The 18,802-nt window shown below is 75.7% G+C and carries 16 protein-coding genes and 1 riboswitch; of the genes, 8 read left to right on the top strand and 8 right to left on the bottom strand.

Annotated features, from left to right (window positions below):
- Nucleotides 1-7: 7 nt before the first annotated feature.
- Both BKA21_RS11570 and BKA21_RS11565 read right to left on the bottom strand, forming a co-directional pair.
- Entirely contained in the window at nt 8-430 is a 423-nt protein-coding gene (locus tag BKA21_RS11570) for a hypothetical protein (protein WP_170209021.1), read from the bottom strand.
- Nucleotides 431-689: 259 nt separating this feature from the next.
- Nucleotides 690-1,175: a hypothetical protein gene (locus tag BKA21_RS11565; RefSeq protein WP_140459269.1), complete on the bottom strand. Its 486-nt coding sequence runs from the start codon at nt 1,173-1,175 to the stop codon at nt 690-692.
- Nucleotides 1,176-1,321: 146 nt separating this feature from the next.
- On the opposite strand from BKA21_RS11565, the gene hrpA reads away from it, so the two are divergent.
- Nucleotides 1,322-5,731, top strand: a complete 4,410-nt coding sequence (hrpA, locus tag BKA21_RS11560) for an ATP-dependent RNA helicase HrpA (RefSeq protein ID WP_140459268.1) — start codon at nt 1,322-1,324, stop codon at nt 5,729-5,731.
- A 332-nt stretch (nt 5,732-6,063) separates the two neighbouring features.
- Nucleotides 6,064-6,444, top strand: coding sequence for a DUF4870 domain-containing protein (locus BKA21_RS11555; protein ID WP_140459267.1), 381 nt, complete (start codon nt 6,064-6,066; stop codon nt 6,442-6,444).
- Nucleotides 6,445-6,537: 93 nt separating this feature from the next.
- On the opposite strand, the gene BKA21_RS11550 is transcribed toward BKA21_RS11555, so the two are convergent.
- Nucleotides 6,538-7,521 (bottom strand): aldo/keto reductase, encoded by a 984-nt coding sequence (locus BKA21_RS11550; protein ID WP_140459266.1) that lies wholly within the window; start codon nt 7,519-7,521, stop codon nt 6,538-6,540.
- Between the two features lie 102 nt (nt 7,522-7,623).
- Here BKA21_RS11550 and BKA21_RS11545 point away from each other — a divergent pair, with 102 nt between their 5' ends.
- From BKA21_RS11545 to BKA21_RS11520, 6 genes are all read left to right on the top strand, one after another.
- On the top strand, nt 7,624-9,057 hold the full coding sequence (locus tag BKA21_RS11545; RefSeq protein WP_140459265.1) for an aminotransferase-like domain-containing protein: 1,434 nt from the start codon (nt 7,624-7,626) through the stop codon (nt 9,055-9,057).
- A gap of 88 nt (nt 9,058-9,145) precedes the next feature.
- Complete coding sequence (locus BKA21_RS11540) at nt 9,146-9,724, top strand: DNA-3-methyladenine glycosylase I (RefSeq protein WP_140459264.1); 579 nt, start codon at nt 9,146-9,148, stop codon at nt 9,722-9,724.
- 73 nt (nt 9,725-9,797) lie between these two features.
- Nucleotides 9,798-10,025 carry a hypothetical protein gene (locus tag BKA21_RS11535; RefSeq protein WP_170209020.1) on the top strand — a complete coding sequence of 76 codons (228 nt, stop codon included), beginning with the start codon at nt 9,798-9,800 and terminating at the stop codon, nt 10,023-10,025.
- 140 nt (nt 10,026-10,165) lie between these two features.
- Nucleotides 10,166-10,263, top strand: a riboswitch (SAM riboswitch).
- A gap of 66 nt (nt 10,264-10,329) precedes the next feature.
- A complete protein-coding gene (locus BKA21_RS11530; RefSeq protein WP_140459262.1) occupies nt 10,330-11,346 on the top strand; it encodes a methylenetetrahydrofolate reductase in 1,017 nt (338 codons plus the stop codon).
- Between the two features lie 106 nt (nt 11,347-11,452).
- The gene (metE, locus tag BKA21_RS11525) at nt 11,453-13,798 is read left to right on the top strand and encodes a 5-methyltetrahydropteroyltriglutamate--homocysteine S-methyltransferase (protein WP_140459261.1); all 2,346 of its coding nucleotides are present in this window, start codon (nt 11,453-11,455) and stop codon (nt 13,796-13,798) included.
- Nucleotides 13,799-13,965: 167 nt separating this feature from the next.
- Entirely contained in the window at nt 13,966-15,087 is a 1,122-nt protein-coding gene (locus tag BKA21_RS11520; RefSeq protein WP_140459260.1) for a MalY/PatB family protein, read from the top strand.
- 88 nt (nt 15,088-15,175) lie between these two features.
- Here the strand turns inward: BKA21_RS11520 and BKA21_RS11515 are convergent, their stop codons facing one another.
- The 5 genes from BKA21_RS11515 to gcvT form a co-directional block, all read right to left on the bottom strand.
- Nucleotides 15,176-15,619 carry an Hsp20/alpha crystallin family protein gene (locus tag BKA21_RS11515; protein ID WP_140459259.1) on the bottom strand — a complete coding sequence of 148 codons (444 nt, stop codon included), beginning with the start codon at nt 15,617-15,619 and terminating at the stop codon, nt 15,176-15,178.
- 167 nt (nt 15,620-15,786) lie between these two features.
- A complete protein-coding gene (locus BKA21_RS11510) occupies nt 15,787-16,227 on the bottom strand; it encodes a (deoxy)nucleoside triphosphate pyrophosphohydrolase (protein ID WP_140459258.1) in 441 nt (146 codons plus the stop codon).
- 308 nt (nt 16,228-16,535) lie between these two features.
- Nucleotides 16,536-16,760, bottom strand: coding sequence for a LuxR C-terminal-related transcriptional regulator (locus tag BKA21_RS11505; protein WP_140459257.1), 225 nt, complete (start codon nt 16,758-16,760; stop codon nt 16,536-16,538).
- A gap of 384 nt (nt 16,761-17,144) precedes the next feature.
- Nucleotides 17,145-17,516 (bottom strand): glycine cleavage system protein GcvH, encoded by a 372-nt coding sequence (gene gcvH, locus BKA21_RS11500; protein WP_140459256.1) that lies wholly within the window; start codon nt 17,514-17,516, stop codon nt 17,145-17,147.
- Between the two features lie 76 nt (nt 17,517-17,592).
- Nucleotides 17,593-18,774, bottom strand: coding sequence for a glycine cleavage system aminomethyltransferase GcvT (gene gcvT / locus BKA21_RS11495; RefSeq protein WP_140459659.1), 1,182 nt, complete (start codon nt 18,772-18,774; stop codon nt 17,593-17,595).
- Nucleotides 18,775-18,802 lie beyond the last annotated feature (28 nt).

Here is an 18,802-nt window from a genome sequence, read left to right as displayed (position 1 = left end):
GTGGGGGTCAGGGGGTGGTGGGGGGTACGGGTGGGATGTTCTCGATGCGGGCGTCGAGGCGGGCCAGGCGGGTGTCGAGGGTCGCGCGGTCGGCCGCGTAGACCGGGACGAGGGCGCCGACGAGCTCCGCGGGCGGGACGAACCACCCCCGCGGTGCGTGCTCGCGCAGAGCCTTGAGCGTCTGGATCGGCGTCGGGCCGACCCGCGTCACGCGCACGGTCACGAGCGGCTCGTCGTCGCGCGACGCGGGACGCACCCAGCGCTCGACGACGACGCCGAGCACGAGGAGGAGCCCGGCCACCCGCAGCACCGCACCGACCACGTCCCACCAGGTCCCGCCGAGGGTGCCGAGCCCGAACCCCGCACCGAGCAGCACCACCCCGCCCCCGACGAGCGCCGCCCGCTCCCGTCCGCCTGCTCCGCCCCGCACCCGCACTCCTCCCACCCCGACCTGCACGTGCCCCGATCCAACCGCCCCCACCCGCGCCACCACCAGCCATCCCGTCATCCCCTGTCGCCCCAGGCACGCCCCGAGCGACCGATGACGGGGTCGGCGCAGCGGGCCGAGCCCGTCAGCAGACGCTGGACCTGTCAGGGCCCACGTGCTCGGGAGCCGTCAGGGGTGAGGGCCGGGTCGCCGTCGCGGCGGGGTCGAGATCTCCGTGCGCGTGCGAGCAGGCCTCCCCGACTCAGCGCCAGGGTGGGCGCTCTGCGCGACGGACCGTCGAGTCCAGCGTGACGTCGTAGCCGTACATCCTGTCCGCGGTCGACCCCTCGGCCCCCACCCACACGGACCTGCCGATCGCGCGCCCGACCGACCGCAGGAAGTCGCACAGCGCGTCCAGCCGCTCCTGCCCCTGGAACGCCTTCACGTTCAGGTCGAAGTCGATCGAGTCGACGCTGAGGCACCGCAGGAGCACCCAGCCCTCGGGGGTGACCTCGACCCGGACCGGGGGCCTCTCCGACCCGGGCTCGTCGAGGCGCGCGGCGAGCTCCGCCGCGGTCGGCAGCGCGTTCCCGTCCACCTGCCACCGCCACGGCCCGGTGAGGACGAGGTCGAGGACCCTCTGCCAGTCGTCGACCGTGGTCGCGCCCTCGACCCACCCGTCGGGGAGCGAGCCCACCAGCTGCGCGTCGAACAGGTCGGCGACGTCGTCCCAGCGCAGCGTGCTCACCGTGCCATCGTGCCGCGGCCCCGGCGGTGACGGGCGGGAACGGGCGGTGGGCACAGGCGGCGAGCAGGCCGACGCTGGGCGCCACGAGCGCCGCGCTCAGGAATCGAGATGAGCACCGGCGGCCGGTGCTGCGAGGATGGGCGGTCGTGACCACGCCCGACCCCGCCCCCGAGACCGCCGCCCCGCAGGGCGCCCGCGGCGGGGCTCGCCGTCGCGCCGGGCGACGTGGCGGGCGCGACCGGGCGCGGGGCCAGGGCACGCACCGCGACGACGCCCGCCTCGCGCGTGCCGCCGAGGCCCGTGCCGCGGTGGTCCTGCCGGAGATCACCTACCCCGAGCAGCTCCCCGTCTCGACCCGCCGCCAGGAGATCGCCGACGCGCTGCGCGACCACCAGGTCGTCGTCGTCGCCGGTGAGACGGGGTCGGGCAAGACGACGCAGATCCCGAAGATCGCGCTGGAGCTGGGCCGCGGGCGGGCCGGCCAGATCGGCCACACGCAGCCCCGACGGATCGCGGCCCGCTCGGTGGCCGAGCGCATCGCCGACGAGCTGGGCGTCCCCCTCGGCGGGGTCGTCGGCTACCAGGTGCGGTTCACCGACGAGTCGTCCGACTCGACGCTCGTCAAGGTGATGACCGACGGCATCCTGCTGGCGCAGATCCAGCGCGACCCGATGCTGCGGATGTACGACACGCTCATCATCGACGAGGCGCACGAGCGCAGCCTCAACATCGACTTCGTCCTGGGGTACCTGACGCGGCTGCTGCCGCAGCGCCCGGACCTCAAGCTCGTCATCACGTCGGCGACGATCGACTCCGACCGGTTCGCCCGGCACTTCGCCGGGCCGGCCACGCAGGAGCACCCGGACGGCGTGCCCGCGCCCGTCGTCGAGGTCAGCGGCCGCACCTACCCCGTCGAGATCCGCTACCAGCCGCTGAGCCCCGACGACGGCCCGGACCGCGACATGGTCACCGGCATCACCGAGGCCGTCGACGAGCTCATGGCCGAGGGGCCCGGCGACGTGCTGGTGTTCCTGTCCGGGGAGCGCGAGATCCGCGACGCCGAGGACGCGCTGCGCGGCTCGCTCGGCCCGCGCGTGACCGACCCGCGGCACCCGGCCGCCGTGGACGTCGTGCCGCTGTACGCGCGCCTGTCGGCCGCGGAGCAGCGCCGGGTGTTCGAGGCGCACACGACGCGCCGCGTGATCCTCGCGACGAACGTCGCCGAGACGTCGCTGACCGTGCCGGGCGTGCGGTACGTGGTCGACCCGGGGACGGCGCGCATCTCGCGGTACTCCAAGGCGACGAAGGTGCAGCGGCTGCCGATCGAGCCGGTGTCGCAGGCGTCGGCGAACCAGCGTTCGGGCCGGTCGGGGCGTGTCGCGCCCGGCGTCGCGATCCGCCTGTACTCCGAGGAGGACTTCGCGGGCCGCCCCGAGTACACCGAGCCGGAGATCCTGCGCACGTCGCTCGCGTCGGTGATCCTGCAGATGATCGCGGTGGGTGTGGTCGCGTCCCCCGACGAGGTCGTGGAGTTCCCGTTCGTCGACCCGCCGGACGTGCGGTCCGTGCGTGACGGCGTGGCGCTGCTCACCGAGCTCGGCGCCCTCGAGGTGCGCGGCGGTCGCACCCGGCTCACCGACACCGGCCGCACGCTCGCCCGGCTGCCCATCGACCCGCGGCTGGCGCGCATGGTCGTCGAGGCCGGGCGGCGCGGCGTCGCGCGCGAGGTGCTCGTCGTCGCGGCGGCGCTGTCCATCCAGGACCCGCGCGAGCGCCCCGCCGAGCAGCGCGAGACGGCCGACGCCCTGCACCGGCGGTTCGCCGACCCGTCGTCGGACCTGCTGTCGTACCTCAACCTGTGGACGTACCTGCGCGAGCAGCAGCGCGAGCTGTCCGGCTCGGCGTTCCGCCGCATGTGCCGGTCCGAGCACCTGCACTTCCTGCGGGTGCGGGAGTGGCAGGACGTCGTCGCGCAGCTGCGGCAGATGGCCAAGGACCTCGACATCGACGCCAAGGGCGCGCCCACGCCCGCGTCCGACGCGGTCCCGGCCGCCGCGGGCCACGGACGGGACGGGCGGCGCGACGGCGGCCGGCACACCCCCACGGGCGCGCCCACCCAGGACGCCGCCACGGTCGACGGTCCGGCGGCCGTGCAGACCCGGTGGACGTGGGACGGTGACGCGATCCACCGCGCGATGCTCCCCGGCCTGCTCTCGCAGGTCGGCATGCAGATGGTCACGGACGTGGCGGCGGGCAACCCGCCGAAGGGCCGCGACGGCAAGCCGCGCAAGCCCGACGCGCGGGCCCGCAACGAGTACCTCGGTGCGCGCGGGGCACGGTTCGCGATCTTCCCCGGGTCCGGGCTGGCGCGTCGTCCCCCGTCGTGGGTGATGGCGGCCGAGCTCGTCGAGACGTCACGGCTGTGGGCTCGGGACGTCGCGCGGGTCGACCCGGCGTGGGTCGAGGAGGCCGCCGCGCACCTGGTGAGGCGGACCTACTCGGAGCCGGCGTGGTCGACGCGGCAGGGCGCGGCCATGGTGACCGAGAAGGTGCTGCTGTTCGGGGTGCCGGTCGTCGTCGACCGCCGGACGCTGCTGGCCACGGTGGACCCCGAGCAGGCGCGCGAGCTGTTCGTGCGGCACGCCCTGGTGCAGGGCGAGTGGACGACGCACCACCAGTTCTTCCACGAGAACCGGCGCCTGCTCGCCGAGGCGGAGGGCCTGGAGGCGCGGGCCCGGCGTCGCGACCTCGTGGTCGACGACGACGTGCTCTTCGACTTCTACGACGAGCGGGTGCCGGCCGACGTCGTCTCCGCGCGGCACTTCGACCGGTGGTGGAAGGACGCGCGGCGCACGACCCCGGACCTGCTGACGTTCACGCGCGAGCTGCTCGTGGGCGACGACGCGCACGCGATCGACGAGAGCGCGTTCCCGTCGCGGTGGCCGCAGGGCGACCTGGCGTTCCCGCTGACGTACCAGTTCGAGCCCGGGACGGAGGCCGACGGCGTCACGGTGCACGTGCCGCTCGCGCAGCTGCCGCGGGTGCGGCCCGAGGGCTTCGACTGGATGGTCCCGGGTCTGCGCGCCGAGCTGCTCACCGCGACGATCCGCGCGCTGCCCAAGCCGGTGCGCGTGCAGCTCGTCCCCGCACCGGACGTCGCCCGCGCGGTCGACGCGTGGATGACCGAGCACGCCGCGTCCTGGGAGGACACGGTGCGCGCGGCCGACGCGGCGCCGTCGTTCGTGGAGGTGTTCGCCCAGGCGGTGCGCGCGCTGCGGGACGTCGAGGTGCCGCCGGACGCCGTCGACCTCGACCGGCTGCCCCCGCACCTGCGCGTGACGTTCCGGGTGATCGGCGAGCAGGGCGGGCGCTCGGGCGGCGTGCTCGACGAGGGCAAGGACCTCCTGGCGCTGCAGCGCCGGCACGCGGCACGGGCGCAGGACGCGGTCGCGTCGGCCGTGCGCACCGCGGTGCGGGCGGCGATGGAGGAGGCGATGACCGCGGGCGGCACCTCGGCCGTCCCCGGCGGTACGACAGACGGCGTGGCAGGCGGCCGGCGTGCCGACGACGGGCGCGGTGCCGGCGCTGCGGGCGGCGGGCGGGCCGCACGGCCGGGCCCCGCCCCGCGCAGCCCCGGCGTCGACCTGGAGCGGACCGGCCTGACCACGTGGCCCGACCTGCCGGGCCCGCTGCCCGAGCTCGTCGAGGCCGCGTCCGCGGCGGGCGGCGTGGTGCGGGCGTACCCGACGCTCGTCGAGGAGCGCGTGGGCGGTGCGCCGGGCGTCGCGCTGCGGGTGCTGGCCGACGCCGCGGTGGCCCAGGACGCCGCGCACCGGGGCCTGCGCCGGCTCCTGCTGCTCGACGTCGGCCTGCCGACGGCCCGCGTGACCACCCGGTGGACGGGGCAGCAGGCGCTGACGCTGGCCGCGTCGCCGGCGCCGTCCACCCAGGCCCTCGTGGCGGACGTGCAGCTCGCGTCCGTCGACCGGCTGCTGCGACGCGCCCTGGCCGGCCGGCCCGCGAGCGCGGTCCGCGACGCGGCGGGCTATGCGGCGGTGCGGGAGGCCGTGCGGGACGCGCTGGAGGACGACGTGCACCGCACGGTCGGCGACGTCGTGACGGTGCTGACGGCGTGGCGCGAGGTCGAGGCGGAGGTGCGCGGCACGTCGAGCGTGGCGCTGCTGGCGACCGCGCAGGACGTGCGGGCGCAGGTGGGGCGCCTGGTGCACGACGGGTTCGTGGCCGAGGTCGGGGCGGACCGGCTGCCGCACGTCGCGCGCTACCTGCGCGCGGCCCGGCACCGGCTGGTCAAGGCGGCGGAGAACCCGCGCCGCGACGCCGACCTGGCGTGGCAGGTGCAGGACGTGGAGGACCAGGTCGCGACGGTCCGCGCACGCCTGGCCGCGGGGCCGGCGGACCCGGTGCGGGCGGCGGCGCTGGAGGACGTGCGGTGGCTGGTCGAGGAGCTGCGGGTGAGCCTGTTCGCGCAGCAGATCGGCACGCCGGTGCCGGTGTCGCCGACGCGGATCCGCAAGGCGCTGGCGGCGATCGGCTGACCGCCCGGGCCCGGGGCGCAGCCCGGGCCGAGGGGTTGTCGGGGTCCGTCGTCGGTGCCGTGACCGGTGCTGGCACCGACGCGACCCGTTGACCTGCGACGACGTCGCGACGCACGCACGCAGGGGTGAGCGGGCGTCCGGGTGGCGACCGAGCGGGTGAAGCGTGCACCCACAACGGGCGGGCCCCGGCGTTGTGGGAGTCGGCAGGTCCGGCGCGGGGGGACGAATCGGTACGTTGCGGACGGCGTGCTGGACGGTTGTCCGCCGCTCCCCCCTCGCGGACGACCGCACCGCCCCGGCGGCGGCGACCGCCCGAACGACACGGAGTCGTCATGACCACCCCCCAGCCCCCCGCCGCTCCCGAGCCCGTCAACCCCGCCCCGGTGCCCGCGCCGGCCGGTGCCGCGCAGGACGGCCAGAACGCGATGCTCGTGCACCTCGGCGGCATCCTGTTCAACTTCATCCCCGGCCTCGTCGTGTGGCTTTCCGTGCGCGGACGCCGGACGCTGCTCGAGGACCAGGCGCTGGAGGCCCTGAACTTCCAGCTCACGCTGTTCGGCCTTTACATCGTGACGGCGATCCTCGCCCTCTTCGGCCTCCCGCTGGGCTTCCTCGTGTGGATCGCCGGGACGGTCTTCGCGATCATCGCCGGGCTCGCCGCGAAGGAGGGTCGGGCGTACCGCTACCCGGCCACGCTGCGCCTGGTGAAGTGACGCACCGCTGAGACGATCCGACGGCGCGGTGCCGCGGGCGGGGCGCACCCCTCCTGCGGCACCGCGCCGTCGTCGTGCCCGGGGAGTGACCGGTCAGGCGGCGTCGAGCCGGGCACGCACCTCGGGCTCGAGGTCGAGGTCGGCCGCCCCGAGCAGCTCGTCGAGCTGCTCGACGCTGCTCGCGCCGACGACGGGCAGCACGGGGACCTCCCCGCCGAGCAACCAGGCGAGCGCGACCTGGTGCGGCGTCGCCCCCAGGTCGGCGGCCACGTCCTGCAGCACGGCGAGACGGGCGCGCGAGCCCGGGTGGTCGTAGCCGCCCGGCAGCGGCTTGTCGGGGCGCACCAGCGCACCCTGGAGGAGCGGGGAGTAGGCGGTGACGGCCAGCGGCGGGCGGCCGTCGACTCCGGTGGAGGCCGTGTAGTCGAGCAGGTCGGGGGTCGCGACGTCGTCACGGCCGACCTCGGGGCGCGGGTGCAGGTAGCTCATCCGCTGCTGGACGACCGCATAGGGTGCGACGCCGAGGCGGGCGGCCTGCTCACGGGCCTCGACGAGGCGCCAGGTCGCGACGTTGGAGATGCCGCTGAGGCCGACGAGGCCCTCATCCTGGAGGGCCCCGAACGCCCCGACGGTCTCGGCGAGCGGGGTCTCGCGGTCGTCGACGTGGCCGTAGAGGACGTCGATCCGGTCGACGCCGAGGTGCTGGAGGCTGAGCCGGGCCTCGGCGGCGACGACCTGCGCGGACAGACCTTGGAAGTTGGTCGGCGGGGTGCCCGAGAGCGGCAGCGCGGGGTCCTTCGGGGCGGCGCCCAGCTTGGTGGCGAGGCGCACCTGCCCGCGGGTGCCGCGGTCGGCGAGCCAGCGGCCGAGCACGTCCTCGCTGTCGCGCCCGTACCCCTCGCCCCAGGCGTTGTAGTTGTTGGCGGTGTCGAGGAACGTCCCGCCGGCCTCGACGAAGCGGTCGAGGATCGCGTGGGCCGTGGCCTCGTCGGTGCGGGTGCCGAACCACATGGTGCCGAGGCACAGGGTCGACACGTCGACCGTGGTGCGGCCGTCGCTCAGCGTGCGGTGGCGCATGGGTCTCCTTCCAGGGGTGGGGACGGCCCTCGCCACCCTGGTGCGGGGTGCCGTCCCTGGCGACGCTAGGCGCGCAGCGGTCCGGGAGTACCGTCCGATCTGATGGCTCCTGACCGGACCGATCTGCCACCGGCGTGGGACGTGCTGCTGGACCTGGGCGGCGACGGCCCCGCGCATGTGCGCCTGGAGACGGCGCTGCGGCGTGCGGTGCGCGACGGCCGCGCAGCACCCGGTGCGGCCCTGCCGCCGAGCCGTGCGCTGGCCGCGATGCTCGGCGTCTCGCGCTGGGTGGTGACGCAGGCGTACGGGCATCTCGTGGCCGAGGGGGTGCTCGAGGCGCGGACCGGCTCGGCGACCCGGGTCGCGGCCCGACCCGCCGACACGGGCGGCACGGGTGGGGGTGCGCGGCAGGTCCCTGCTCCTCTGCCGTCGCGACGCGCGTTCGACCTGGCACCGGGCGTGCCGGACCTGCGGCACGTGCCGCGCGCCGACTGGGTGCGCGCCACGCGGACGGCGCTGGACGCCGCGTCGGACGCCGACCTCGCCGGTCCGGTGCCCGGCGGGCACCCGCGCGCGCGTGCGGCGCTGCTGGCTCACCTGCTCGCGGCCCGCGCGGTGGTCGCCGACGACGTCCGGGTCACCAGCGGTGCGGCCGAGGGCATGCGCCGCGTCGCATGCGCGCTGCTGGCCGCCGGGCACCGGTCGGTGCTGGTCGAGGACCCGGGGTGGCCGCGGCTGCCGGAGGTGGCGGCCTCGGCGGGCCTGGCACCGGTGCCGGTGCGCGTCGACGCGGGCGGTCTCGAGGTGGCGCAGGCACGGCTGCGCGCGGCGCGCACGGGCGCACGCGCGGTGCTGGTGACGCCCGCGCACCACTTCCCCACGGGTGCGGCGCTCGCGCCGGAGCGCCGGGACGCGCTGGTGCGGTGGGCCCGCGAGGTCGACGGGCTGGTGGTGGAGGACGACTACGACGCCGAGCACCGCTACGACCGCCGCCCGGTGGCCGCGCTGCAGGGCCTCGCGCCCGAGCGGGTGCTGCTGCTGGGGTCGCTGAGCAAGACGCTGTCGCCGGCGGTCGGTCTCGGGTGGGCGGTCGTGCCGCCGCGGTGGCGGGACGCGTTCGACGCCGCGGACGGCACGGACCCGTCGACACTGACGCAGCTGGTGGTGGCGGAGCTGCTGGCCGGCGGCGCGTACGCGCGGCACCTGCGCGCGGGCCGGGTGCGCTACGCCCGGCGCCGCCGGGCCCTCGTCGACGCGCTGCGCCGCCACCTGCCGGGGTGCACGGTCGACGGCCTCGACGCGGGCCTGCACGTGCTGCTGCACCTGCCCGACGGCGTGGACGGCGAGGACGTCGCGGCCGCCGCCGCGCGACTCGACGTCACGGTGGCGCCCGGGGCCAGGTACGACGCACCGGGCGGGGCCGCGTCGCGCGGGACGCTGGTGCTGGGCTACGGCGCCCTGGCGGACGCGCGCGTCGAGGGTGCGGTCGCCCGGCTGGCCGCGGCCGTCCGCCACGTCGCGCACGGCCCGTCGTGAGCCGTCCCCAGCCCTGCGTCGGGCGGCCCCGCGCACGGACCGCACGCCCGGCACGCACGTTGTCGGACGCCCGCACCAGACTCGGGGCATGACCGACGCCCTGCCTCTCGTCGCCGGCCGCTGCTTCGGCGACGGGGACCCGCTCTATGCCGCCTACCACGACACCGAGTGGGGCGTGCCGGTGCACGACGAGCACGCGCTGTTCGAGCGGGTGGCGCTGGAGTCGTTCCAGTCGGGGCTCGCGTGGATCACGATCCTGCGCAAGCGGCCGGCGTTCCGGGAGGCCTTCGCCGGGTTCGACCCGCGGGTGGTCGCGCGGTTCGACGACGACGACGTGGCCCGCCTGATGGCGGACGCGTCGATCGTGCGCAACCGCGCCAAGATCGAGGCGACGATCGCCAACGCCCGGGCGCTGCTGGCTCTGCACGCGCAGGGCCGCACGCTCGACGAGGTGCTGTGGTCCTTCGCACCGCCGCCGGGGCCCCCGCCGACCGACCCGGAGCAGGTGCCAGGGCGCACCCCGGCGTCGACCGCTCTGGCGCGCGAGCTCAAGCGCCTGGGGTTCCGGTTCGTCGGGCCGACGACCGCCTACGCGGCCATGCAGGCGTGCGGGCTGGTCGACGACCACCTGGTCACTTGTCCGGTTCGCTCGGGTCTGCCCGGGTGATCTTGCACGTGGGGGGTGAAGGTCCTGCTCAGAGCCCTCGGCTCACCGGTCGCGGGCGGATAGGGTGCCTCCTGTGGCCGAGCACCCCGAGCGAGACGCACGCGACGCCGTGCGTGCTGCGCAGGACGCCTGGCAGTGCACGGAGGACACGGACCCGAAGGTCCTCGCCGCCGTCCGCGACGGTCTTGCCGGCGTCCCCGCGGGTTCGCCTGCCGTGACGCGCGCGACCTGGTTCGGCATCCCCCACCAGCGCGGCTCGCGCGAGACGAAGCCGTCGATGCGCCGCCGTCGCCGCGGCTGACCCGCCGCCACCTGCCCGCACCGCCCGGAAGCACGCCCGAGCACCCGCCGGCGTGCACCTTCCGCGACCGCTGAGCGAACGTCGACATCTCACCCGTCGGAACCCGTTGTCCACCTGTCGGTCACGGGCTACGATCGCAGCAACCATCCAGAGCGGCCGAGAGACCTGGCTCGACGACGCCGCAGCAACCCCCCTCATCGCCTGAGGGTGTGGGTGCTTCCGCCAGGACCGATGGAGCGGACATGCGTCGACCTTGCCCTCACGACCCCACGCACCTGCCGGCCCCGTGCTGCGCGGTGCGTCGATGACCGCCGTGGTCGGGGTCGAGCCCCTCGCCGGCAACCCGGGTGCCCCGCCCGTCGACGCCGCCCCGGCCGGACGCACGCGCGGCGGCCGGTTCGGCGCCCTCGACCGGCCCACGGTCTCGTTCGAGCTGTTCCCGCCCCGCAACCCCGACGCCGCCCCGCGGCTGTGGTCGACGGTGCGCGAGCTCGAGGCCGCAGAGCCCGACTTCGTCTCGGTGACCTACGGCGCCTCGGGGCACACGCGGGCCACCACGCGCGGCCTCGTGCGCCGCCTGCTTCACGAGAGCGCGCTCACCCCGATCGCGCACCTGACCTGCGTGGGGACCTCCCGCGAGGAGGTCACCGCGATCGTCGAGGAGTTCCTCGACGAGGGGGTGCGCTCGTTCCTGGCCCTGCGCGGCGACCCGCCCGCGGGCCAGGCCGACTGGCAGCCGCACCCGGACGGCCTGCAGACCGCGGCCGAGCTGGTCGAGCTGCTGCGCGAGATCGAGCACCGCCGCTGCGCGGGCAGCCCGTCGCAGGCGGTGCGCGCCCGCGTCCGGCCGCTCTCCGTGGCCGTCGCCGCGTTCCCGCGCGGCAACGCGGCCACCGGCGGCACCCGCGCCCAGGACGTGGAGGCCCTGCTGCGCAAGCAGGAGGCGGGTGCCGACTTCGCGATCACGCAGGTGTTCTACGAGGCGGACGCGTACCTCGGCCTCGTCGCGGAGGCCCGGGAGGCGGGCGTGACGATCCCCGTCGTCCCCGGCATCCTGCCGACCACCGACCCCGCGCGGCTGCTGCGCGTGCAGGAGCTCACGGGCGTGCCCGTGCCCCGGGACCTGCTGGCCCTGCTGGACGGCACGGACGACCCGGCCGAGCGGCACCGCCGCGGCATCCGCGCCAGCATCGACCTGGTCAACGGCGTGCTCGACGGCGGGGCGCCCGGCGTCCACGTGTACACGTTCAACCAGCACGGCGCTGCGCTCGACCTGCTCGACGGCGCCGACCTGCGCGGCCGCGGCGCCGAGCAGCCCTGACCCGACCGACCAGCGGGCCCGCCGTCGCGGACCCGTCCGCCGGGCCCGCACGCCCGGCGCGCAGCACCCGCCCCATCCGACCAGACGCACCACGAGGAACCACGCCATGAGCGACACCACCCCGACGCCCACCCCGGCGTTCCCGGCCGGCTCCGTGCTGGGCTACCCCCGCATCGGCCCCCGCCGCGAGCTGAAGAAGGCCATCGAGGCGTTCTGGGCCGGCCGCAGCACTGCCGACGACGTCGAGCAGGTCGCGGCCGACCTGCGCCGCCGCACCCGCACGCGCCTGGCCGGGCTGGGCCTGGCGACGGACGCCCCCGCGATCCCGTCGGCGTTCTCGTTCTACGACCACGTGCTCGACACCGCGGTGCTGCTCGGCGCCGTGCCGGAGCGCTTCGCGGACCTGCAGGACGCCGACGGCCGCCTCGACCTGGCGGGCTACTCCACGGTCGCGCGCGGCCGCGGGGACGACCTGCCGCTCGAGATGACCAAGTGGTTCGACTCGAACTACCACTACCTGGTGCCGGAGATCGGCCCGGGCACGACGTTCCGCTACGCCAGCGACCGCCCGGTCGCCGAGCTCGCCGAGGGGCTCGCCGAGGGCGTGCTGACCCGGCCCGTCGTCGTGGGCCCGGTGACGTTCCTCGCGCTGTCGAAGCCGACCGCGGACGCCCCCGAGGGCTTCTCCCCGCTCGACCGCCTCGACGACGTCCTGCCGGTGTACGTGCGTCTGCTCACCGAGCTCGCGGCCGCCGGGGCGACGTGGGTGCAGCTCGACGAGCCGGCGCTCGTCTCCGACTCCACGGGCGTGCCCGCGCAGCGGCTGCACGAGGCCGTCAGGCACGCCTACCGCGTGCTCGCCACCGAGCTGGCCCGCCCGCAGCGGCCCGCGATCCTGCTCGCGGCGCCGTACGGCGACCTCGGCGCGGCGTGGCCCGTGGTCGCGGCGACCGACGTCGAGGGCGTCGCGATCGACGTCGTGCGCGGTGCCGCCCCGACGACGGCACCCGACGGCCTGTCGACCAAGACCCTGGTCGCGGGCGTCGTCGACGGCCACAACGTGTGGCGCGCCGACCTCGACGCGAAGCTCGCGGTGCTCGAGCAGCTCGAGGGCCTTGGCGCGGCCGCCGTCACCGTGGGCACGTCCACGTCGCTGTTCCACGTGCCGCACGACGTCGCCGACGAGCCCGCCCTCGACCCGACCCTGGCGTCGTGGCTCGCGTTCGCCGACCAGAAGGTCGTCGAGGTCGCGACGCTCGCCGAGGGCCTGACCGAGGGCCGCGAGGCCGTGCACGAGCAGCTGCTCGCCGCCGCCGACGCCCTGCGCACCCGTGCGGCAGCGCCCGGCGTCGTCCGCCCCGAGGTCCGCGAGCGCGTGGCCGCCCTGACGGAGGCGCAGTTCAGCCGCGGCACGTTCGAGGCCCGCCGCGAGGCGCAGGCCGCCCGGCTGGCGCTGCCGCCGCTGCCGACGACGACCATCGGCTCGTTCCCGCAGACGTCGCAGATCCGCAAGGCCCGCGCGGCGTTCGGCACGGGCGATCTCACGGCGGAGCAGTACGAGGACGAGATGAAGGCGGAGATCCGCCGCGTCGTCGAGCTGCAGGAGGGCATCGGCCTGGACGTGCTGGTGCACGGCGAGCCCGAGCGCAACGACATGGTGCAGTACTTCGCGGAGAACCTCGACGGGTTCTCGGTGACGCAGAACGGCTGGGTGCAGTCGTACGGCTCGCGGTGCACGCGCCCGTCGATCCTGTGGGGCGACGTCTCGCGGCCGGCGCCGATCACGGTGGCGTGGGCGCAGTACGCGCAGTCGCTGACGGACAAGCCGATGAAGGGCATGCTCACGGGCCCGGTGACGATCCTGGCGTGGTCGTTCGTGCGCGACGACCAGCCGCTGGGCGACACGGCGAACCAGGTGGCGCTGGCGCTGCGGGACGAGATCGCGGACCTCGAGGCCGCCGGCATCGCGATCGTGCAGGTCGACGAGCCGGCGCTGCGCGAGCTGCTGCCGCTGCGCGAGGCCGACCAGGCCGCGTACCTCGACTGGTCGGTGCGCTCGTTCCGCCTCTCGACGGCGGGCGTGCGCGACGACACGCAGATCCACACGCACCTGTGCTACTCGGAGTTCGGCGAGATCATCGACGCGATCGAGGGCCTGGACGCCGACGTGACGAGCATCGAGGCGGCGCGCTCGAAGATGGAGATCCTCGGCGACATCTCCGCCGCGGGGTACCCGCGGGGCATCGGCCCGGGCGTGTACGACATCCACTCCCCGCGCGTGCCGAGCGAGGGCGAGGTCACGGACCTGCTGGCGTCGGCGGTGCGCAGCATCGACGTCGGACAGCTCTGGGTGAACCCGGACTGCGGCCTGAAGACCCGCCGCTACGAGGAGGTCACGCCCTCCCTGGAGCACCTGGTGCAGGCGACGAGGACGGTCCGCGCGACCCTCTGACCGGCCCGGACGCGGGGCCCCGACCGGCGCGGTCGGGGCCCCGCGTCGTCTCCGTCGAGGTGTCGGCGGCGGGTGGCGGGCGTCCGGGTGGCTGCCGACCGGGTGATGTGCGCCCGCGGCGCCCCGACCCTGCCCGCGCGGCCCCCGGCGCCGGTAGCGTCGGGCAGATGGTGACCCCGTTCGACGTGCCGCTGGCGCAGCTGCGCGCACGGCAGTCCCTGAAGTGGCGCACGTACGCCCCCGACGTGCTGCCGATGTTCGTCGCGGAGATGGACGTCAGCGCGCCCGAGCCGGTGGTGCGTGCCGTGCACGACGCGATGGCCGCGGGCGACACCGGCTACGACCACGGCACCCGGTACGCGGAGGCCTTCGCGGAGTTCGCGCTCGAGCGGCACGGCTGGGACGTGCCCGTGGCGCGCACGCGGATGGTGCCGGACGTGATGATCGGGATCGTCGAGGTGCTCGGCGTGCTGACCCACCCGGGCGACGCGGTGGTCATCACGACGCCGGTGTACCCGCCGTTCCGCGCGTTCCTCGAGCACGCGGGCCTGCACGTGGTGGCCGTCCCGCTCACGGAGGCGGGCCGCCTCGACCTCGACGCGCTCGACGCGGCGTTCGTCGACGCCCGGGCGATGCTGCTGTGCCACCCGCAGAACCCGACGGGGACGCTGCACTCGGCGGCGGAGCTGTCGGCGCTCGGCGAGCTGGCCGCGCGGCACCACGTGCGGATCGTGTCCGACGAGATCCACGCCCCGCTGGTGCTCGGCGACGAGCCGTTCGTGTCGGCGACCACCGCGATCCCGCACGCGATCGCGCTGCACTCGGCGTCGAAGGCGTTCAACCTCGCGGGCCTCAAGGCGGCCGTGGCCGTACCGGGCGCCGAGGCCGGGGCGGACCTGGCACGCATGCCGGAGATCGTCGGGCACGGGGTCAGCCAGATCGGGGTCGTCGCGCACGTGGCCGCGTACCGCGAGGGCGGCGCCTGGCTGGACGCCGCCCTGGAGCAGATCCGCGCCAACGTCGCGACGGTCGGCCGTACGCTCGCCGAGCGGCTGCCGGCGGCCCGGTGGACCCCGCCCGCGTCGACGTACTTCGCGTGGCTGGACCTGCGCGGGTGCGTGCCGCCCGACGTCGACCCGGCGCGGGTGCTGCTGCAGGAGGGCGATCTGGCCGTGAACTCGGGCCCGACCTTCGGGACGCAGGGCGCGGGCTTCGTGCGGATGAACCTGGCCACGTCGTCGGACGTCCTCGCCGAGGGGCTCGACCGGCTGGTCGGCACGCTGGGCTGAGCACGGCGACCGGGCCGAGCACGACGACGCCCCGGCACGGCGACGCCCGGGCACCAGCGTGGGGTGCCCGGGCGTCGGGGTCGGTGCGTCAGCCGGCGGTACCGGCCGGGGCCGCCTCGATCGAGGTCGCGGCGGAGCCGTGCTGCACCTCGATGCGACGCGGCTTGGCCTCCTCGGCCACGGGGATCGTGAGCGTGAGCACGCCGTCGGCGTAGGTCGCGCTGATGCGGTCGAGCGCGAGGCCGCGGCCGACCGTGAGCTGGCGGGCGTACGTGCCGGCGGGGCGCTCCTTGGCGAGCCACTGCACGTCGTGCTCCGTGCGCCCGGACCGGTTGGCGCGGATCGTCAGCGTGCGGTCCTCGACGGCGACGTCGATCGTGCCCGGGTCGGCGCCCGGCAGGTCGACGTGCAGGACGTAGTGGTCGCCGTCCCGGTACAGGTCCATCGGCATCCCGGCCGACGCGCGGTCGGCGGCGAGCATCTGCCCGAGGACTCGGTCCATCTCCTGGAACGGGTCGAATCGAGTAGCCACACCCCTCACCTCCTCGACGTGGGGCCGCGGACCGCCCGCGGACCCGGATGCGCCCGGCGCGCCTGCCGCCGGGTGGCTACACGTCAAGGATTAGCACTCGGAGGTGCCGAGTGCCAACAGGTCGCGGGCCCCGGTTCGCCGACGGCGAACGGGGCTCGTCGGAGGCCTCAGGACGGGCCGGTGCGCGACGGGAAGGCCGCGACGAAGCGCTCCAGCGCCTCGACGATCGGCACGTCGGCGTCGAGCCACGGCACGTCGAGCCACTGGCCGTCGGGCAGCCAGCGCAGCTCGTCGTGCTCGACGAGCGGCTCGGGCACGCCGTCGAGGACCTCGGCGAACCACACCCGCATGACGTACCCCTCGGCCAGGCGCCACGCCCCGGCGTCAGGGCCGAGCAGCTCCACGCCCAGCCCCACGCGGACGCCGAGCTCCTCGCGGATCTCGCGGTGCAGCGCGAGCTCCGGCGTCTCGCCGGGCTCGACCTTGCCCCCCGGGAACTCCCACCGGCCGGCCAGGCTCGCGGGCGTGGCCCGGCGTGCGGCGAGCAGGAGACGGGGGTCGTCGAGGTCGTCGACCAGCGCGGCGGCGACGACGAGGACATCGTTCATGGGGCGAGTGTGCCAGCCCTGCGTGACGCCGGGGTGTCGTCGACGACACCCGGGCGTGCGGGCCGGGTCACCCGTCCCGACGGACGACGGGCGTCGTCCGGGCGGTCAGGGGACCGCCGGGGTGCCGACGTCGACGACGACGGTCGGCCCGGGCAGCCGCGCGGAGGGACGCGGCCGCCCGACGGGCGTTGCGGTGCAGACGGTGCAGCGGTGCCGACGTGCAGGTCGTGCAGCGGTGCAGGACGTGCGTGCAGTGCAGGTCGTGCAGCGGTGCAGGACGTGCGGTCGTGCGTGGTCCGGGCGGCGCGTCAGCGGATGCCGTGGGCGCGGGCCCACGCGACGGCGTCGGTGCGGGTGGAGACGCCGATCTTGCGGTAGACGCTGCGGACCTGCGACTTGACGGTGTTGCGGGTGACGAAGAGTCGCGTGGCGATCTCCTCCAGCGTGACGTCCTCGGCCAGCTCGGCCAGGACCACGCGCTCACGGCGGGTGAGCGACTCGGTGGCGGTGGTGCTCGTCTCCAGCATGGTCATGATGTCCTCCGGTGTGCGCGGCTGAGCCGGACTGTCCGACCCCGCAGGGGCTGCGTACCGGATGAGAGCGGCCTCCCTCGCGTCCATGACGCGGGTTCGGAGACTTTTCTTCACCGACGGTTCCCCCCCGTGGTGCCGATGTCGCTGCCACCACGATGACTTCCTGATCGGCCGGGTGATACATGCCGCCGCCCCAAGCGTTCAGTAGTTCACCCGATCGGAGCAAGGCCTGGAGGGTGCTACCGCCCAACTTCATGTGGTAAGCGAGACGCGGCTCTCATCGACCTCTCATTTCACCCCGAGAACCACCCGCGCCACAAGCACGACGGCCCCGCTCCCGCGGGTGGCGGGAGCGGGGCCGGGGGCCGGGTGGACGGCCGCTGGTCAGGGGTTCAGCGCGGCGTACTCCTCGGCCGACAGCAGCGGCCCCGTGGACTCGACCTCGACGCGCAGCAGCCAGCCGGCGCCGTACGGGTCGGCGTTGACCGTCGAGGGGTCCGCGACGGCGGCGTCGTTGACCTCGACGACGGTGCCCGTCACCGGCGAGTAGAGCTCGGAGACGGACTTGGTCGACTCGATCTCGCCGATCACGGCGCCCGCGGTGACGGTGTCCCCGACGGCGGGCAGCTCGACGTAGACGATGTCGCCCAGGGCGTCCGCGGCGACCGACGTGATGCCGACGGTCACGGGCGAGGCCTGGTCGACCCACTCGTGCTCGACGGTGTACTGCAGCTGGGCGGGCAGCTCGGCGGTCATCGGTGCTCCTGGGGTCGGGCGGGGCGGGGTCGGGAAGGACTGCGTCGGGCGGTGCTGCGTCGGTGCTGCGCGTCCGTCATCGAGGACGACGGTAGAAGGGCATCGGCACGACGCGCACGGGTTCACGCCGGCCGCGCACGTCGACGGCCAGCTCGGTGCCCTCCGCGGACACCTCGGGCGTCACGTACGCCATCGCGACCGGGTGGCCGAGCGTCGGCGACGGGGCCCCCGACGTGACCGTGCCGACCGCGGGTGCGTCGGGCGCGGTCGAGGCCAGCACCGCGTACCCGTGCCGCGCGGCGCGCCGGCCCAGACCCTGCAGCCCCACGAGCACGCGGGCCGGGGCCGACGTGGCGCGGGCGGCGAGCGCGTCGCGGCCGACGAACGGCACGGGCTCGCCGGACGCGTCGACCTTGTCCAGCCGCACCACGCGGCCGAGGCCGGCGTCGTGCGGGGTCGTGGTGCGGTCCAGCTCGTTGCCGTACAGCGGCATGCCCGCCTCGAGCCGCAGGCTGTCGCGCGCGGACAGCCCTGCGGGCACCAGGCCGAGGGGGGCGCCGAGCTCGAGGAGCGCCCGCCACAGGGCCGGGGCGCGGTCGGCGGCGAGGAAGAACTCGAACCCGTCCTCGCCCGTGTACCCGGTGCGGGCGACGAGCGCCGGCTCGCCGTCCAGGCGCACGGGCAGGCACGCGTAGTACTTCAGCGTCTCCAGCGTGACGCCCTCCGGGCCGGCCGGGTCGGGCGCGAGGCCGGGCAGCGCGAGCGCGATCTCCAGCGCGCGCGGGCCCTGCACCGCGATCAGCGCCGTGGCGGCGGAGCGGTCGTCGACCTGCACGTCCAGGCCCGTCGCGGCGGCGCGCTCGCGCAGCTCGGCGAGCACCACCGTGTGGTTCGAGGCGTTCGCGACGACGAGGTACGCGCTCTCACCGGTGCGGTAGACCACCAGGTCGTCGATCACGCCGCCGTCGGGGGCGACGATCATCGTGTAGCGCGCACCGTGCACCCGCAGGCCCGCGAGGTTGCCGACGAGCGCCCGGTCGAGGAACGCGCCCGCGTCCGGGCCGTCGACGCCGATCTCGCCCATGTGCGACAGGTCGAACAGCCCGGCGGCCGTGCGGACCGCCGTGTGCTCGGCGATGTCCGACGTGTACCGCAGCGGCATCTGCCACCCGGCGAACGACGTCAGCGCGGCGTCGAGCGCCACGTGCTCGTCGTGCAGCGGGGACAGCAGGTCGGGGGTCGGGGCGTCCTGCGTCATCGGGTCTCCGGTCGTCGTCGTGGGCTGG

The sequence above is a fragment of the Cellulomonas oligotrophica genome (genome assembly GCF_013409875.1).
Taxonomy (GTDB): Bacteria; Actinomycetota; Actinomycetes; order Actinomycetales; family Cellulomonadaceae; genus Cellulomonas; species Cellulomonas oligotrophica.
Note: the sequence above shows the minus strand (reverse complement) of the source record. Positions and strands in the feature narration are given on the sequence as shown.